The sequence below is a fragment of the Pseudomonas sp. AC463 genome (genome assembly GCF_979253585.1).
Genome location: NZ_CEEDDZ010000738.1, coordinates 1 through 262, shown reverse-complemented (window position 1 = coordinate 262; position 262 = coordinate 1). Strand labels below are relative to the sequence as shown.

Here is a 262-nt window from a genome sequence, read left to right as displayed (position 1 = left end):
CCCCCAGGAAGATGAATAGTAGGACGACGGCCAGTTGAATGAAGAGCATCATCGCGTGTCAGCAACGCTCGGACACGAATGTCCTGGGATCCTCCGGGAGACCGCGGTCACTCGGCTCGTAGGTACGTCCGGAATACCGGGGGTGCAGGAAGTTCTGGGTCGACATGATCTCGTCCAGCCTTTCCTCCGGGATGAGGTCGTGTTCGAGGACGACCTCACGAACTGACTTTCCGGTACGGGCAGCTTCCTCGCCAATGAGATC

General features: G+C 58.8%; 1 protein-coding gene. It reads right to left on the bottom strand.

Annotation, left to right across the window (positions count from 1 at the left end):
- Positions 1-58: 58 nt before the first annotated feature.
- Positions 59-262 (bottom strand): hypothetical protein (locus AC0IYH_RS32165; RefSeq protein WP_471838370.1); only part of this gene is annotated, 204 nt, incomplete at its 5' end.